This window comes from Sphingobacterium sp. JUb20 (assembly GCF_004342035.1).
In the GTDB taxonomy this organism is placed as follows: Bacteria; Bacteroidota; Bacteroidia; order Sphingobacteriales; family Sphingobacteriaceae; genus Sphingobacterium; species Sphingobacterium anhuiense.
The window spans coordinates 139,982-153,615 of record NZ_SLYV01000007.1; the positions used below are offsets into that span (position 1 = coordinate 139,982).

A 13,634-nucleotide genomic window follows, 5' to 3' on the forward strand; every position below is an offset into this window, starting at 1 on the left:
GTAATTTAATACTATTATTACTGTTTGGATATAGTTGTATTCTAATGGCAGAAATTATTTGGCAATATCGAAATTTTGAATTAGATACTTCTTTTTTACAGATTAAACAAACTGAAATAACAGAGATCTTCTGGTACAGATTTATGTTTTATGCCCATGTTACTTTTGCAATTTTAGCGCTTCCAGCTGGATTTACACAATTTAATACCACCATTTTAAGAACATACCCACGTTTACATAGAGCATTTGGTTATTTATATGCTGGTGCTATTTTAATTGTTGCAGCACCCTCTGGTTTTTTAATCGCAATGCAAGCTAACGGTGGACCAGTTGCTCAGATTGCCTTTACATTACTTGCAATATTTTGGTTTTACGTTACACTTCAAGCTGTTCTAAAAGCAAAAACGGGAGATTTTAAAGCGCATAAAAATTTTATGATCAGAAGTTTTGGATTGACATGTTCGGCATTAACTTTGCGCTATTGGAAACTTGTATTAGTTTATTTCTTTCATCCCTATCCCATGGACCTATACCAATTGGTGGCCTGGTTAGGCTGGATTCCAAATCTACTAATTGCAGAATGGATAATTAACCGTAATAAATAATATGAAAAGACTTTTCTATATGGCACTGGCATTCGCCATGCTAACCTCTTGTAATAGTAAAACAGATAAAAAATCTTCAGACCAATCAGTTTCGGGAGCTATGGTCGAAAATGAGATTCATCCAGAATTATATGGAAATTGGGTAGGCGATTTTACTGTAGATGAAAAAGTTTCGGAAGAAATTCTTGAAAAGCAAGGCGAGTTTCCTGCGGAATTCGATTATAGTCCTAAAATTAATTTGACAATTAAAAGAATTACAGCCGATACAGTCATTGCGCAAAATGTGGTAAAAGGAAATTTAAGACCTTTGGTAGGGAAAATAGAAGAAAATGGAAATTTGATCACCTTTATCTTGGATGAGCCCGGAGATAAAAAATCTGACGGAAGATTTGAGTTCAAATTGAATAAAGATACTTTAGAGGGGGCTTGGACAGCATTTGATCAAAGTGTAAATGTGAAAAAAAGGAATTTCAAATTAATAAAAAAACAGTTCGTTTATAATGCTAATCTCATGTTACCTAATGATGAAAATAGCGAACCATTAATTGATTGGTATGCGTCAAAAAAGGAAACAAAGACGATGGCAGACGGAGATTCAACTTACACCTTTATTAATGATTTATATCGTGCAGCATCGCCTGTTGTATATACGCTCAATGCGTCAAAAACAAAGCTCACAGAAGCCGATTTAAAAAATTTGAAGAAGTTGGATTTAGAGATTATTCGAAATACTATTTTTGCACGTCATGGATATGCTTTTACTAAAATTAATGTGCGTCAATTCTTTGATCCGGTGGATTGGTATGTGCCGGTTTCCAATGATGTAACAAAAGAGCTAACGCAATTGGAACGTGATAATATCGCCCTATTAACACGTTTTGAAAAGTTTGCAACTGATAACTATGATCATTTTGGTCGTTAGGTACAAGTTGTATCTGATATACATAATAAGTTTCGCCTAAAATTTACTTAAGTTTGATATCTAAAATTTAATCATTGAGCACTATCCTAATCATCGACGACGAAGAAAAGATTCGTACACTACTTGCTAGAATTATTACCCTAGAAGGCTTTGAGGTATTTCAAGCTTCAGATTTAAAGAAAGGATTGAAACGCTTGGAAGAGCAAGATATTGATGTTGTAATCTGTGATGTTAAATTACCCGACGGAAGTGGTGTAGATAGCACAAAAGTAATAAAAGAGAAGTACCCGTTAATTGAAATTATCTTGTTGACAGCATATGGAAATATTCCTGATGGCGTACAGGCAATTAAAAATGGAGCTTTTGATTACATTACCAAAGGAGACGATAACAATAAGATTATTCCATTAGTAAATAATGCAAGCGAAAAGGTAGCATTGGCAAAAAGAGTTCAAAAACTCGAAAAACAGCTAGGAGACCGCTATTCCTTTGACAAGATTGTCGGAAAATCGAAACCAATATTAAATGCAATTGATTTAGCAAAAAGAGTTGCTGTTACTGATACAACAGTGTTATTAACAGGTGATACAGGAACTGGAAAAGAAGTGTTTGCACAAGCGATACATCAGGCAAGTAACCGTAGTAAGTTTAATTTTGTCGCCATTAATTGTGCTGCTTTTAGTAAAGAACTATTGGAAGGTGAATTATTTGGACATAAGGCCGGTTCTTTTACCGGTGCAATGAAAGATCAAAGAGGACTTTTTGAAGAGGCAAATAAAGGCACTATTTTTCTTGATGAAATCGGCGAAATGCCAGTGGAATTGCAAGCCAAAATTTTAAGGGTATTAGAAACTGGCGAATTTTTAAAAATTGGAGAAACAAAAGTAACACGTGTAGATGTTCGTATTATTGCAGCTACGAATCGTAATTTGGAAGAAGAAATAGCAAATGAACATTTCAGAAGTGACTTATTTTATCGTCTTTCGGTATTCAGTATTTATTTGCCAGCACTGCGTGAACGTAAGCAAGATATTCATTTATTGGCAAATCATTTTACACAAATCTTTTCTTTGCGTGCTAAGAGAAAAGAATTACAAATCTCGCCTGAATATATTACTGCATTGGAAAACCATCAATGGAAAGGAAATATTCGTGAACTTAAAAATTGCATAGAACGTAGTGTGATTTTATCAGACAATGATGTATTGTGTGTTGACACGCTTCCTTTTGCTAGTATAGCCGTTGATTCAGGTGTAAAAATGTTATCTGCCTTCTCCATGGCAAGTGTAGAAAAAGTGCATATTCAAAAAGTACTACACCATACTCAGGGAAACAAAGCAGAGGCTGCTCGTCTTTTGGAAATTGGTATTGCAACACTCTATCGTAAGATTGAAGAGTATAAATTAATATCATGAGCTAGAGGTCTCTGGTCTTACGGAGGCCTTACATATTGTTATCTTCCTCTCGGATGATTGTTTAATAATTACTTTGTTAAGTATATTTCAAACTTGTATTGAACTGATTTTGGAAAGAATAGACTATTCCTCAGAGAACTTAGAAGTTTATAGTTTAAGATAAAAAAATCCAATTGTTGTTATAGGAATGTCAATTGGATCTCGTTAATACCAATTTATCTGTATATCGGCCTTATATTCATTATACGGCCATTTTTATATTACTTTCATTATAATGCCACTATTCTTGGCTCTTTCAGACATGTTGTTCCTTACAACTTTCGAGCAGTGTAATAATTCTCTGTAAAAATTCCTTTTAACCTTATATCACTCTGCATCATACCTCTTAAAATTCCTTCTATTATGATAATGAGCCTATCATTTTGATAGGTTTTTCTGTTTTTAATTATTTGCGTTATTGTCTTAAGTTGCTCTTATTGAGTATTTTATTTTCCTGTTATTAGACTTGGAATAAAATTGGCATCCAGCACTTCCAAAATGAATACTCATGTTAAATTCAAAATGGAAAAAAATCAGGCAGTACGACATGTACTGGAAATCCGGCATAACGTCTGGACTATTGAAAATTGCCTTTGTTGCAATTGTGACTTTTGCGCTTGTAAAATTTGTAGATATTCTCAGCACATAAATTAATAAAGATGATAGCCATAATATTGACACTTGTCGGTGTAATTTGTTTTGCACTGTTTTTTAAATCAATTGACTTTTTTGATCAGATTTAAGGTGAAGCCAAGAAGTAGATAATCTTGATATATAGCAGCTATTATGTACTACTCGAGCAGTCATCAACAAATGAAAAAATAATAGAATGAAAACAAAAATGATAAGTACCCTGGAAGAATGGATACCAGAGTCCAGTAATTGGATTTCAGATAAAGAATTAGGCGATCATACCGTAGCTGATTATATCGTATTAGGGAAATTAGCCGAACAATGCTTAAAAAAGATGAACTCAGGTAATGAATATGAGTATGCAGACGCCGAAGAAATTGCAAAAGTGGTGAATTTGATATATCAGGGAGGAAACCAATATACACGTAATGCGATCGAAAATGAATTTCTGACTAAGCTGTCCATAGAAGAAAGTCCAGCAAGTTTAAAAAAGCATCTGGCCATATTGCCAAAAGAATTGAGGAAGGAATACCTCAAAACGATAATGGAAAATTAAAATTATAGCAAACGATGATAGCATTACTCATAGTAGCAGTAGGCGTGTTTGCATACATCGTGTATGTATTACTAAAGCCCGAGCAGTTTTAACAATCAAACTGTGAATGAAATAATATTTAAAATTTAATTATGAATACAGAAATAATAGCCATAATCGTCATGTTTCTTGGTACGATCGCTTTAGCAATTCCTTTAGGGAAATATATTGCGAAAGTATTTGCTGGAAATAAGACAATCTTTGATCCCGTTTTCAATCCGATTGAAAGATTATTTTATAAACTAACAGGTATAAACCCAAAAGTTGAAATGAGTTGGAAGCAGCATATGATTGCGATGCTCACCATCAATATGATTTGGTTTCTGGTGGGAATGCTGGTACTGATGACGCAAGGAAGATTACCTTTAAATCCAGATCAAAATCCAAGCATGACAGCAGATTTGGCATTCAACACGGTAATCTCTTTTGTTGTGAACTGTAATTTACAACATTACTCTGGTGAAACTGGGGTGAGTTATTTGGGACAATATTGGTTGATGTTTTTACAGTTTGTCAGTGCAGGTACTGGTATGGCTGCGGTAGTAACTCTTTTTAGAGCTTTTAGAGATAAAACAGCTACAGATTTAGGTAATTTTTATGAATATTTTATAAAATCCTGTACACGAATTCTGCTTCCATTATCCTTTATTGTAGCTATTATACTTGCTTTTCAAGGAACACCTATGACGTTTGAGGGTAAGGATACGATTGTAAGTCTGCAAGGTGATACCGTTGAAGTATCGCGAGGATCTGCCGCAGCGTTTGTTGCAATCAAACATATTGGAACAAATGGTGGTGGTTTTTTTGGAACCAATTCAGCTCACCCTTTTGAAAATCCGACCTATTTAAGCAATATGATCGAAATGGCCGCGCAGATGATCGTACCATTTGCCATGATATTTGCTTTCGGCTATTTTATTAAGAGGAGAAAATTGTCCTGGATGATGTTTGCCGTGATGACTGTAGGATTTTTGATGTTGGCAATTCCCAATATCAAGATGGAAATGGATGGTAACCCTGCTTTAACGAGTTTGGGAATTGATCAGTCATTAGGTGCAATGGAAGGAAAAGAAATCCGAATTGGAGCAGCAACATCTGGGTTCTGGAGTATTGTGACAACAGTGATTTCAACTGGATCTGTCAATTCCATGCACGATAGTTCAATGCCACTTTCCGGAATGAATGAATTATTAGCAATGATGATAAATAGTTTTTATGGAGGTGCAGGAGTTGGTATCCTTAACTTTTTCATCTTCATTATTCTTGCTGTATTTATCAGTGGCCTGATGGTGGGGCGCACACCTGAGTTTTTAGGAAAAAAAATAGAAGCTAGAGAAATGAAGATTGCGATGATTATTGCATTGATTCACCCATTTCTAATCTTAATCAGTGCAGGTTTAGCAACCGCATTTCCCGGACAAGGTGCATCAACACTAAACAATCCTGGTTTTCATGGTTTCAGTGAGATCTTATATGAATATACATCTTCATCGGCAAATAATGGAAGTGGATTCGAAGGTTTAGGTGATAATACACCTTGGTGGAATATCAGCACTGGTATCGTTTTGATCTTATCACGCTTCTTGCCGATTATCGGACCAGTAGCAATTGCAGGTTTGTTGGCTAAGAAAAAATTCATTCCTGAGGGCGAGGGAACTTTACAGACAGATACAGCAACTTTTGGGATTTTGGTATTTACAGTAATCATTATTGTAGCTGCATTATCATTTTTCCCAGCATTAGCGTTAGGTCCTATTGCTGAATATTTTTCTATGCGTTAATCTCATTTGAATAGTAACGGATCGCTGGGTAATGTATACAGACACGATCATTTACTTCATCAATATAAATAATTAAAAATGAATAAGAATCAATCATTATTTCAGAGTGATATGTTATTGCAGGCTTGCAAACAGTCTTTCGTGAAATTGAACCCCAAACTGATGTTTCGTAATCCCGTGATGTTTACGGTAGAAATCGGAACTTTCGTGATGCTCCTAGTCAGTTTATGGATATTGTTAGGTGAATCATCACAAGGTAGTTTTGGTTACAATTTTACCATATTTTTGATTTTATTGCTTACACTGTTATTTGCCAATTTTGCAGAAGCTATTGCAGAAGCTAGAGGAAAAGCACAGGCAGACAGTTTACGTAAAACACGAGAAGAAACTCCAGCCAAATTGGCAAATGGAAGTATGATTTCTTCATCACAACTTGTAAAAGGAGATATCTTTATATGTGAGGCAGGTGATATCATTCCTTCTGATGGAGAGATTGTTGCGGGATTGGCAACGATAGACGAAAGCGCAATTACTGGAGAGTCAGCTCCTGTGATTCGTGAAGCAGGAGGAGATAAGAGCAGTGTAACAGGCGGAACAAAAGTATTGTCCGATAAGATACAGGTAAAAGTAACAACGGAACCAGGGGAAAGCTTTTTAGATAAAATGATCGCTTTGGTAGAAGGAGCCAGTCGTCAAAAAACACCAAATGAAATTGCACTGACTATTCTTTTGGCAGGATTTACGTTGGTATTCATTATTGTGACTGTAACTTTAAAACCATTTGCAGATTATGCCAATGCGCCCATCACAATTGCAGCTTTCATTTCATTATTTATCTGCTTAATACCAACTACGATTGGTGGATTATTATCCGCGATTGGTATCGCAGGAATGGATAGAGCGTTGCGGGCAAATGTCATTACTAAAAGCGGAAAAGCAGTAGAGACGGCTGGAGATATTGATGTCCTATTATTGGATAAAACTGGTACCATTACCATTGGTAACCGTAAAGCAACACATTTTTACCCAACGAAGGGCATAGCCGAAGAGCAACTGATTAAAGCTGCTGTATTAAGTTCAATGAGTGATGAAACTCCTGAAGGAAAATCAATCATTGAGTTGGCTGGTGTTAATCCCTTGGCCTATCCAATCAATGCACCCGTTTTTATCAAATTTACTGCAGAGACAAGAAGTTCGGGGATCGATTTTGATCAGACTCGTATTCGTAAAGGTGCCACTGATGCGATCCGTAATATCGTTACGCAGGCCGGAAATGTATTTCCAGTAGATATAACCGATCAGGTTACTAAAATTTCTCAAAATGGAGGTACGCCCTTAGTCGTTTGTGAAAACGAAATTGCTTTAGGCGTCATTGAATTGCAGGACGTTATTAAACCAGGGATTCAAGAGCGGTTCGAACGTTTACGGAAAATGGGTATCAAAACAGTTATGGTAACCGGCGATAATCCATTGACGGCAAAATATATTGCCGAAAAGGCCGGAGTCGATGATTTTATTGCTGAAGCTAAGCCAGAGGATAAGATGAACTACATCAAAATGGAACAAGCTAATGGCCGTCTGGTAGCCATGATGGGAGATGGTACAAATGATGCTCCTGCACTGGCTCAGGCAGATGTTGGTGTTGCAATGAATAGTGGGACGCAAGCTGCTAAGGAAGCAGGCAACATGGTTGATTTGGATAATGATCCGACGAAATTGATCGAAGTTGTGGAGATCGGTAAACAATTATTGATGACTCGTGGCACACTTACTACTTTTAGTATTGCAAACGATGTGGCGAAATATTTTGCGATTATTCCAGCTTTATTTATTACGGCTATTCCAGCTTTGCAAGGATTAAATATTATGCAATTACATAGTCCAGAGAGTGCCATCTTATCTGCCGTGATATTCAATGCCCTAATTATTCCATTTTTAATTCCATTGGCTTTGAAAGGGTTGGCCTATAAACCGATAGGTGCAAGTGCACTGTTACGGCGTAATCTGCTCATTTTTGGAGTAGGGGGTATTTTGGTGCCATTTGTAGGCATCAAATTGATTGATCTTATTGTATCCTTATTTATTTAAAAAAACGAAATCATGAAAAAGCATATTTTACCAGCTATAAAGCTGACTTTTATCCTAATTGTTTTTTTTGCAGTCATTTATCCTTTTGCTGTATGGGCCATTGCTCAAGCAGCTCCAAATGAAGGTAAAGGTGAAATCATTACTTTTAAAGGTAGGACTTATTACAGCAATATTGGTCAGGCCTTTACAAATGATCACTATTTCTGGTCCCGTCCTTCTGCGGCTGGCTATAATGCAGCAGGATCTGCGGGAAGTAACAAAGGCCCTTCAAACCCTTCATATCTGGCAGAGGTAAAAGGTAGGATAGATACATTTTTGGTGCATAATCCCGCTATTACAAAAGCACAAATACCTGCTGATCTTATTACTGCAAGTGCGAGTGGCTTAGATCCTCACTTTTCAGTACAGGCAGCTCAGGTTCAGGTGAAACGTATTGCTAAGATCCGAAATATTGCAGAAGCAGACTTAATGACATTAATTCATGAGCATACCGAAAAACCATTAATAGGACTATTTGGTCCTGCGAAAATAAATGTATTAAAGTTGAATATTGCATTAGATCAATTATCTGCAAAATAATTTAATATGAAATATCCAGGTCGTACACATTCGAATAAATGTAATTCTGTTAAGAGTGATGTGTACGCAGTCTGGATATTTCATATCATCCTTATACATCAATTAACAAATGTGAAATCAAGGTGTGAAATCATCTGCTGCGGATGTTAAGCATGATTTACACAAATGCTCTATCAACAAAATGATAAAATTAAGATGAAAAAATATATCATCAGTTCCCTATTGTTATTAGGAACTATCCATATTTTGCAAGCACAAGAAAACGTTGAGATCAAAAATCCGTTAACGATCAGTGGTTATGTTGAAGTATACAGTCAGTACGATTTTTCCAACCCTAAAAATAATTCCCGACCAGGATATGTATACAGTCATCATCGTAATAATGAGGTTAATTTAAATCTTGGATTGATTAAATTAAATTATGAATCTGATCGAATCAGGACTAACCTGGCATTGGCAGCTGGTACTTATATGAATGCAAATTATGCTGCAGAACCAGTAACGTTGAAAAATATCTACGAAGCAAATGTCGGTATTAAGATTTCAGAAAAGCATAATTTATGGATTGATGCTGGTGTCTTGCCATCTCATATTGGATTTGAAAGCGCCATTAGTAAGGATTGCTATACCCTGACACGTAGTATAGGAGCGGATAACTCTCCTTATTTTGAAACAGGAGCTAAGGTATCGTACACGACCGATGACGGTAAATGGATGATGAGTGGATTAGTTTTAAATGGCTGGCAAAGAATTCAGCGGATTGACGGAAACAGTACCCCCGCTTTTGGGCATCAGTTAACGTATAGGCCGACGGATAAAATAACTTTAAACAGCAGTTCGTTTATTGGTAATGATAAAGCTGATTCTGTTCGTCAGATGCGGTATTTTCATAATTTTTATGGACAGTTCCAACTGAATGATAAATTTACGGTTATAACAGGGTTTGATATTGGTGCTGAACAAAAGGAAAAAGGAAGCAGTCATTATAACACATGGTTTACTCCAGTTTTGATCGCTTCCTATAAACCTCATGATGATTTTGCTATAGCTTTACGAGGTGAATATTATCAAGATAAGAAAGGGATAATTATTAATACCGGAACTGCAAATGGTTTTCAAACATTTGGTTATTCCTTTTCAGTAGATTATGTGGTTTTCTCAAATTTAGTCTGGCGAACAGAGTTAAAGAGACTACAGAGTAAAGATGCTATTTTTGCTGATCGAAATGATTCTTTGGAAAAAGATAATATGATTGGAATTACTTCTTTGGCATTACGATTTTAATCGAATTATTATTTCTCTTGTTGTTTTACACTGGTTTATAAAATAACAAGAGAGCTAATAACATGATCTATTCTTATATGGAAGAAAGAAAAGATGCGGAACATTTCTTAGGGCTGATAAAAAAATCTAGGAAAGGAAAATTTAAACTGTATATCGGTATGAGCGCTGGTGTAGGGAAGACTTATCGTATGCTACAAGAGGCACATATGCTTCTACATAGTGGGGTAGATATTAAAATAGGTTATATTGAAACTCATAATAGAAAAGAAACACATGCATTGTTAGATGGTATTCCTTTGATACCCAGACGTAAACTTTTTTATAAGGGAAAAGAGCTTGAAGAATTGGATGTTCAGGCGGTTATTAACATACATCCTGAAATTGTCATAATTGATGAACTTGCTCATAGTAATATTGAAGGAAGTGTCAATGCTAAGCGTTGGCAGGATGTTATCGATATATTGGATGCGGGTATCAGTGTGATCAGCGCAGTCAATATTCAGCACATTGAAAGTCTGCATGATGAGATTAAGAATATAACAGGTGTTGATGTACAGGAACGTATACCCGATAGTGTGCTTGGATTGGCCGATGAGGTCGTTAATATTGATTTAACAGCTGAAGAGTTGATAAATAGATTGAAAGATGGTAAAATTTATGATGCTGCTAAGATAGAAATGGCATTAGCAAATTTTTTTAATAGTGATCATATTTTGCAATTACGTGAACTGTCTTTAAAAGAAGTTGCTTCACAGGTGCAAAGGAAAGTTGAGACGGAGGTTATTCATCATAAATATATGAAGAAGGAGCAATTTCTAGCTTGTGTAAGTTCAAATGAGAAGACTGCTACGATCGTAATTCGTAAGACCGCAAGGTTAGCAAACTATTATAATAGTAAATGGTTTGTTCTCTATGTGCAAACGCCTAAAGAAAGTGTTTCTAAAATAGCTCTGGATAAACAGCGACATTTGATTAATAATTTTAAATTAGCAACAGAATTGGGCGCCGAGATTATAAAGGTTAATCATAGCAAGATTGCTACAGCCATTATTGAGCAATGTGAAGCAAAACAGATAACGACAGTTTGTATAGGTAAGCCACATTTGGGATTAATCAAAATCATTTGGGCAACAAATACTTTTAATAAACTTCTGACGAAGCTTTCAAACGAAAAAATTGATCTTATAATTCTTTCATAATGCGTATAAAGACAAAATTAACTTTTGGTGTTGGGTCACTTTTTCTGATGATTGTACTATTGGTTGTGGTAAGTGGCTGGTATGTCAATCAGTTGAAAAGGGATACCAATAATATTCTCGTTGCCAATTATAACACTTTGCAATATGCCCGCAATATGCTGTTGGCATTGGAAGAATATGCTGTTGATCCAGTTGCGTTACATGATTTTAAGGAAAATCTAGAGAAACAAAAGCATAATGTTACTGAAATCGGAGAGGTGCAGGCTACAAAGATGGTCGAAAAACATTTCTATCAGTTTACCGAAAATAAAGCGGATGTTACGTTGCTTTCCAAAATAAGAAAAGACATTACTGAATTGATGCGTCTCAATATGGAAGCCATAGAACGTAAAAGTGATATTGCTTCTGTAACTGCAGAAAAAGCCATTGCTGTCATTTCTATTACCGGAACATTGTGTTTTCTGATTGCTTTTGTTCTGATCGTTAACCTGCCATCAAATATTGCGAATCCTATTAAAGAATTGACAGAAAGCATTAAGCAGATTGCAAATGAAAACTATAAAAAACGAATACATTATGATAAACGTAATGAATTTGGAGAGCTTGCAAATTCTTTTAATACAATGGCTGAAAAACTAGAAGAATATGCCGAAAGTAAATTGGATAAAATATTAAAAGGTAAAAAACGAATAGATACTCTTATTAATAACATGCATGATCCTGTAATTGGGATTGATGAACAGAAGGTGGTATTATTCGCGAATGAAGAAGCTTTGAAAATTTCTGGTTTACAAAATGAACAGCTAATTGGAAAGCAAATACAAGATGTAGCGGTGACAAATGATCTGATACGAGATTTTATCAAAGATATTTTTCAGGATCAGAAACAACGAGAAGCTACTCTTCTTAAGATTTATGCAAATGGTAAAGAAAGTTATTTTGAGAAGGAAATTGTCGATATCAATATTGTACCGACGGGAGAATTAGATTCTCAATTTATAGGACAGGTCATCATGTTGCGTAATATTACCCAGTTTAAAGAAATGGATTTCGCTAAAACGAATTTTATAGCAACCATATCGCATGAACTTAAAACACCGATTGCCTCCATAAAGATGGGGTTACAACTTTTAGAAAATAAACAAATTGGTGTACTCAATGAAGATCAAAATAATCTTGTTCAAAGTATCCGCGAGGATACCGGGAGGTTGTTGAAAATTACAGGTGAGCTTTTGAATATGACGCAGGTTGAAAGTGGGACCATTCAGTTAAATGTAGCACCGACCAATGTGAGCGAACTTATCGAATATGCTATACGCGCAACAAAAGCGATAGCAGAACAAAAACATATAGAATTGCAATTGCAAATGGAAAATAACCTACCAGATGTGCTCGCGGATAATGAAAAAACAGCCTGGGTATTGACCAACTTACTTTCAAATGCAGTACGTTATTCCTATGAAAATGCTATTATTGGGATCTCTATTGGATCTAGTGAGGATAAAGTGAAATTTGCAATTAAAGATGCTGGACAAGGTATAGAAGATCAGTATAAGGATAAAATATTTGAACGGTATTTTCGAATTCCGGGAACAAAAAAAGAAGGTACAGGTTTGGGTTTAAGTATCAGTAAAGAGTTTATAGAAGCACAGGGGGGGACTATAACTGTTGATAGTGAATATGGTTCAGGAAGTACTTTTTCTTTTACATTGAATCGTATTGATACCAATAATTAAAAAAAACTAGTGTCTGTAGCAACACTTGAGATTGAGATAGAGAAAAATCTAATATGTTTTTCATTCCATAATTTTCGCTTTGAGATTTGGAGTGGCCACAATAGGGTAAAGGACCCTGTGTGCTTGGCAGTTCTAACAAGTGGTGTTGCACATTCATTTTGCTTAAAGGTATGATAGCAATGCGCGATGGCTCATTGATTTATCACTCTGGTCAATGTATATACCAACTTAGCCGGTTGTCTTCGCGTTTTTGGTAAACCATTTTGCGTTGCAGCGGTGTAGTAATTCGTCATGTCCAATTGATTTATCACGCTGGCCAATGTATATTGAAATTTTGCCGTCTGTCTTTATTCTTACGGTAGTTCATTTTACGCTATTGCTTATTATTAACTCTGCATGGCTTATAGGTATTGCTACGTAACATGCTTTTAGGGAAATATTATTTTACTATTAAGTTAATTGAGTTTACTGACGGGTAAAATTTTGATATTGTTTAGCCTTTTGTTTAAATTAAAAGAGCTTCTCGTACAGAATCGATGCACTTAGGGAAAGTCTGATTTTTAGTTGAATTTATTGAACATCATATTGGGGAGCTTATTTTGTATTCGGAATTGACGTAAAACCCATACGACAGCTTTGATATGCCGTATGCCGAAATAAAATTAGCAGAAGGATTTATGAATACACCATACCGCGGCAGGATAAATCATATCCGTTCCCTTGCCATGTTACGTAGCAAATTGGGCTAATCTGAGTAT

11 protein-coding genes are annotated in these 13,634 nt (G+C 35.6%); all 11 read left to right on the plus strand.

Going from position 1 to position 13,634, the window contains the following annotated elements; translation table 11 throughout:
- Window positions 1-44 precede the first annotated feature (44 nt).
- The 11 genes from EDF66_RS13300 (at window position 45) to EDF66_RS13350 (ending at window position 12,876) form a co-directional block, all read left to right on the plus strand.
- Window positions 45-605: a DUF2306 domain-containing protein gene (locus EDF66_RS13300; RefSeq protein WP_243656046.1), complete on the plus strand. Its 561-nt coding sequence runs from the start codon at window positions 45-47 to the stop codon at window positions 603-605.
- A gap of 1 nt (window position 606) precedes the next feature.
- Window positions 607-1,527 (plus strand): YARHG domain-containing protein, encoded by a 921-nt coding sequence (locus EDF66_RS13305; protein WP_132843198.1) that lies wholly within the window; start codon window positions 607-609, stop codon window positions 1,525-1,527.
- A 74-nt stretch (window positions 1,528-1,601) separates the two neighbouring features.
- A complete protein-coding gene (locus tag EDF66_RS13310) occupies window positions 1,602-2,942 on the plus strand; it encodes a sigma-54-dependent transcriptional regulator (protein ID WP_132771820.1) in 1,341 nt (446 codons plus the stop codon).
- A gap of 868 nt (window positions 2,943-3,810) precedes the next feature.
- Complete coding sequence (locus EDF66_RS13315) at window positions 3,811-4,170, plus strand: hypothetical protein (protein WP_132771819.1); 360 nt, start codon at window positions 3,811-3,813, stop codon at window positions 4,168-4,170.
- Window positions 4,171-4,184: 14 nt separating this feature from the next.
- Complete coding sequence (kdpF, locus tag EDF66_RS26620) at window positions 4,185-4,262, plus strand: K(+)-transporting ATPase subunit F (protein ID WP_084825336.1); 78 nt, start codon at window positions 4,185-4,187, stop codon at window positions 4,260-4,262.
- Window positions 4,263-4,301: 39 nt separating this feature from the next.
- Window positions 4,302-5,990 carry a potassium-transporting ATPase subunit KdpA gene (kdpA, locus tag EDF66_RS13325; protein ID WP_132843199.1) on the plus strand — a complete coding sequence of 563 codons (1,689 nt, stop codon included), beginning with the start codon at window positions 4,302-4,304 and terminating at the stop codon, window positions 5,988-5,990.
- 78 nt (window positions 5,991-6,068) lie between these two features.
- Window positions 6,069-8,078, plus strand: coding sequence for a potassium-transporting ATPase subunit KdpB (gene kdpB, locus EDF66_RS13330; RefSeq protein ID WP_132843201.1), 2,010 nt, complete (start codon window positions 6,069-6,071; stop codon window positions 8,076-8,078).
- A 12-nt stretch (window positions 8,079-8,090) separates the two neighbouring features.
- A complete protein-coding gene (locus EDF66_RS13335) occupies window positions 8,091-8,657 on the plus strand; it encodes a K(+)-transporting ATPase subunit C (RefSeq protein WP_031289228.1) in 567 nt (188 codons plus the stop codon).
- 195 nt (window positions 8,658-8,852) lie between these two features.
- Window positions 8,853-9,941 carry a porin gene (locus tag EDF66_RS13340; protein WP_132843202.1) on the plus strand — a complete coding sequence of 363 codons (1,089 nt, stop codon included), beginning with the start codon at window positions 8,853-8,855 and terminating at the stop codon, window positions 9,939-9,941.
- A gap of 77 nt (window positions 9,942-10,018) precedes the next feature.
- Window positions 10,019-11,140 (plus strand): sensor protein KdpD, encoded by a 1,122-nt coding sequence (locus EDF66_RS13345; protein WP_132843204.1) that lies wholly within the window; start codon window positions 10,019-10,021, stop codon window positions 11,138-11,140.
- Window positions 11,140-12,876 (plus strand): ATP-binding protein, encoded by a 1,737-nt coding sequence (locus EDF66_RS13350; RefSeq protein WP_132843205.1) that lies wholly within the window; start codon window positions 11,140-11,142, stop codon window positions 12,874-12,876. Before EDF66_RS13345 ends, EDF66_RS13350 begins: the two co-directional genes overlap by 1 nt.
- The last annotated feature ends 758 nt before the right edge of the window (window positions 12,877-13,634 follow it).

What these genes read in the sequence shown, in the direction of transcription:
- EDF66_RS13300 (WP_243656046.1), top strand. Translation starts at nt 45, where the DNA reads ATGGCAGAAATTATTTGGCAATATCGAAATTTTGAATTAGATACTTCT.
- EDF66_RS13305 (WP_132843198.1), top strand. Translation starts at nt 607, where the DNA reads ATGAAAAGACTTTTCTATATGGCACTGGCATTCGCCATGCTAACCTCT.
- EDF66_RS13315 (WP_132771819.1), top strand. Translation starts at nt 3,811, where the DNA reads ATGAAAACAAAAATGATAAGTACCCTGGAAGAATGGATACCAGAGTCC.
- kdpF (WP_084825336.1), top strand. Translation starts at nt 4,185, where the DNA reads ATGATAGCATTACTCATAGTAGCAGTAGGCGTGTTTGCATACATCGTG.
- kdpA (WP_132843199.1), top strand. Translation starts at nt 4,302, where the DNA reads ATGAATACAGAAATAATAGCCATAATCGTCATGTTTCTTGGTACGATC.
- kdpB (WP_132843201.1), top strand. Translation starts at nt 6,069, where the DNA reads ATGAATAAGAATCAATCATTATTTCAGAGTGATATGTTATTGCAGGCT.
- EDF66_RS13335 (WP_031289228.1), top strand. Translation starts at nt 8,091, where the DNA reads ATGAAAAAGCATATTTTACCAGCTATAAAGCTGACTTTTATCCTAATT.
- EDF66_RS13340 (WP_132843202.1), top strand. Translation starts at nt 8,853, where the DNA reads ATGAAAAAATATATCATCAGTTCCCTATTGTTATTAGGAACTATCCAT.
- EDF66_RS13345 (WP_132843204.1), top strand. Translation starts at nt 10,019, where the DNA reads ATGGAAGAAAGAAAAGATGCGGAACATTTCTTAGGGCTGATAAAAAAA.
- EDF66_RS13350 (WP_132843205.1), top strand. Translation starts at nt 11,140, where the DNA reads ATGCGTATAAAGACAAAATTAACTTTTGGTGTTGGGTCACTTTTTCTG.